Genomic DNA, 3,982 nt, shown 5'->3' with positions numbered 1-3,982 from the left:
TCTCCTTCAAGAGAAGCAGCTCCACAAAGAGGAAACTCTAACAGAGATTATACTGAAAATAGAACTGCTCCTCAAAGAGAAGCAGCTCCACAAAGAGGAAATTCCAACAGAGATTATACTGAAAATAGAACCGCTCCACAAAGAGAAGCAGCTCCACAAAGAGGAAACTCTAACAGAGATTACACTGAAAACAGAACTGCTCCACAAAGAGAAGCAGCTCCACAAAGAGAAAATTCCAGTAGAGATTATTCTCAAAACAGATCTTCATCTTCGGGTCAAATGGCTCCACAAAGAGCAGAAACGCAACCAAGAGGGAATTCTTCTAGAGAATCGGCTCCACAAAGAAACGAGTCGCAAAGAGGAAATTCATCTAGAAACGACTCTAGGAAATCCTAAAATAAATTTTTTCAAAACGCAAAACACGGCAATAAAAGCCGTGTTTTTTTTATGCCATAAACAAGCGCTAATATATTTTAAAAGTGTAAATTTGACCTGTTTTTTAAAAAATAATTATGAGCAATGCGCACAAAGACCTCCATACTAAATGGACATTAGGTGGATTATTGATTTCATTAGGTATAATTTTTGGTGACATCGGAACTTCTCCTTTGTATGTAATGCGAGCCATATTAAGTGATCATATTATTAGTACCGATATTGTGTTAGGAGGAATTTCTGCTGTATTTTGGACACTTACTTTGCTTACTACCATTAAATATGTAATTATCACCTTAAATGCTGATAATCACGGTGAGGGTGGAATTTTTGCCTTATATGCCTTAGTAAAAAAAACAAAAATTCAATGGCTTATTGTTCCCGCTATTATTGGAGGAAGTGCATTACTTGCTGATGGAATTATAACACCACCAATCTCTGTCTCTTCGGCTGTAGAAGGGATTAGAACCTATTATCCGGATATCAACACAATACCAATTGTTATAGGTATATTATTTATTTTATTCACCATACAACAATTTGGAACTAAACTAGTTGGGAAGTTTTTTGCACCTATGATGCTAATTTGGTTTGGAATGTTAGCCATTTTAGGAATCGCTCAGATTTCTCAAAATCTCGAGGTATTTAAAGCAATCAATCCGTATTATGCGTATCATTTATTAAGCATCCATCCTGAAGGATTTTTTGTTCTAGGTTTTGTTTTCCTATGTACAACAGGTGCTGAAGCTTTGTACTCCGATATGGGGCATTGCGGACGTAAAAATATCCGAATCAGTTGGGTATTTGTAAAAACTGCCTTAGTTCTAAATTATTTCGGACAAGCTGCTTACCTATTGCAACACGAAGGAGAAACGTTGCAGGGAATTGGTGGAAAAAATGGAAATCCATTTTACCTTATTATGCCTGACTGGTTTCAACCAATAGGAATTGTAATTGCAACTCTTGCTGCAGTAATTGCTTCGCAAGCATTAATTAGTGGATCTTTTACATTGATCAATGAGGCAATGAGACTGAATTTTTGGCCAAAAGTTAAAATTAAATATCCAACAGAATTAAAAGGACAATTGTACATTCCTTCCATCAACTGGCTGCTCTTTATAGGCTGTGTTGGAATTGTACTGCACTTTGAAGAATCAAGCAATATGGAGCATGCCTATGGTTTAGCCATCATTTTATGCATGATCATGACCACAATTTTATTGAACTTTTATTTGATAATGAAAAGAGTAAAATTATATTTTATTGTGCCATTAATCACTATTTATTTGATCATCGAATTTAGTTTTCTTGCTGCAAACATTACGAAGTTTGCCGAAGGCGGATATGTGACGCTATTTATTGCATTATCTTTGATATCAGTAATGACAATTTGGTACTTAGCCAAGAAAATTAATAAAAGTTACACCAAAATTGTTAAAATTGAGGACTATAAAAAAGTACTTGTTGAGTTGAGTGCTGATCTATCTATACCAAAATACGCGACGCACCTAGTATACATGACTAATGCAAGTAGAACAGATGAAATCGAGGAAAAAGTAATGTATTCTATCCTGCAAAAAAGACCAAAGAGAGCGGATATATATTGGTTTGTACACGTAAATATTTTGACTGAACCGTACAAAACAGAATATAAAGTGACCGAAATTGTTAAAGACGACTTGTACCGAGTAGACTTTAATTTAGGATTTAGAGAACCTACAAAAATCAACTTGATGTTCAAGGAAGTTATCAAAGACATGGTACAAAAAGGAGAAATGGATATTACAAGTAGGTATGAATCTTTAAATAAAAACAATATTATAGGAGATTTTAAATTTGTGTTATCCGAAAAATTCCTTTCAAACGATAGTGACTTAAGATGGCATGAAAAAATAATTATGAACTCTTATTTCTTAATCAAAAAATTAAGTTTATCCGAAGAAAGAGCGTTTGGTTTGGATAGTAGCTCGGTAAAAATTGAGAAATTTCCAATGGTACTACATGCCCCTGAAAAAATCGGCTTGACCAGAGTAAAATAATAATCGGACGATTAAAAACTAAAAACATTGTATTTATACAGTGTTTTTTTTTACTTATAAAATTTAAAAACAACATTCATTATTTAAAATATAGCATTCAAATCAATTAATAGTACCTTTGCACCTCAATTATTTAAAATGAGATTACACAGAAATTTAGTTTACACCACAATAGACGCATTAAATGCCATTTTTAACGAAGGTGAATATGCAGATAAAGTCGTTGCAAGATCCTTAAAAAAAGACAAACGCTGGGGAAGCTCAGACAGAAAGTTTGTTGCCGAAACCATCTACGAAATTGTTCGTTGGAAAAGATTATACGCAGAAATAGCCGAAGTAAAAGAACCTTTTGACAGAGATAATCTTTGGAGAATGTTTTCTGTTTGGGCAGTATTAAGAGGATACCCAATTCCTGATTGGCGCCAGTTAGAAGGCACACCGGAACGAAAAATAAAAGGTCGTTTTGATGAACTTTCTAAAGTAAGAGCTTTAAAAGAATCTATTCCAGACTGGATGGATGAATTAGGAGTTAAAGAATTAGGAGAAAAAATTTGGGCAACTGAAATAGCAGCTCAAAACCAACCAGCACGCGTAATTCTAAGAGTAAATACGCTTAAGACAACGAGAGAAGCATTACGTGCTATCTTGATGGATTTAAATATTGAAACCGAAACGTTGAAAAACCAGCCAGATGCTTTGGTTTTAAAAGAAAGAGCTAATGTTTTCTTGACTGATGCTTTTAAACAAGGTTTCTTTGAAGTTCAAGATGCAAATTCACAACTAGTTGCCGCTTTCCTTGACGTTAAACCCGGGATGCGTGTTGTAGATACCTGTGCAGGTGCAGGCGGAAAAACCTTGCACATTGCTTCTTTAATGGAAAATAAAGGACAATTGATTGCTATGGATTTATACGAAAGTAAATTAAAGCAATTAAAAATAAGAGCTAAAAGAGACGGTGCTTTCAACATTGAATACCGCATTATAGACTCTACAAAAGTGATTAAGAAACTTCATGAAAGAGCCGATAGAGTTTTGATTGATGCACCATGCAGTGGACTGGGAGTTCTAAAAAGAAATCCTGATGCTAAATGGAAATTGAAACCAGAATTTATTGACAACATTCGTAAAGTACAATCGGAAGTCTTAGAAAGTTATTCTAAAATTGTAAAACCAGGCGGGAAATTAGTGTACGCAACTTGTTCAATATTACCCTCCGAAAATCAAGAACAAGTACAGCGCTTCTTGACAACTGAAATTGGTCAACAATTCAATTTTATTAAAGATCAAAAGATTTTGGCTTCGGAAAGTGGTTTTGATGGATTCTATATGGCTTTGCTCGAGAGAAAAGAATAGTTAAAAATTCAATTAGAAAAAATAATTCCAATTACAAAACATAAAAAAACTCCAATTTTCATATTGAAAATTGGAGTTTTTTTATGCTATTAATAAAATCAAAAAATTGATTTTTGGAATTTAAATTGCTATTTCATTAATCATTCATAGAAATC

2 protein-coding genes and 1 pseudogene are annotated in these 3,982 nt (G+C 33.8%); all 3 read left to right on the top strand.

Going from position 1 to position 3,982, the window contains the following annotated elements; translation table 11 throughout:
* Window positions 1–396, top strand: a pseudogene (locus AC061C_RS15345) (hypothetical protein); the annotation flags it as partial.
* Window positions 397–512: 116 nt separating this feature from the next.
* On the top strand, window positions 513–2,474 hold the full coding sequence (locus tag AC061C_RS15340) for a KUP/HAK/KT family potassium transporter (protein ID WP_478291895.1): 1,962 nt from the start codon (window positions 513–515) through the stop codon (window positions 2,472–2,474).
* A 138-nt stretch (window positions 2,475–2,612) separates the two neighbouring features.
* A complete protein-coding gene (locus tag AC061C_RS15335; RefSeq protein ID WP_417943392.1) occupies window positions 2,613–3,827 on the top strand; it encodes an RsmB/NOP family class I SAM-dependent RNA methyltransferase in 1,215 nt (404 codons plus the stop codon).
* Window positions 3,828–3,982: the final 155 nt, after the last annotated feature.

The sequence above is a fragment of the Flavobacterium sp. GNP010 genome (assembly GCF_056428945.1).
Note: the sequence above shows the minus strand (reverse complement) of the source record. Positions and strands in the feature narration are given on the sequence as shown.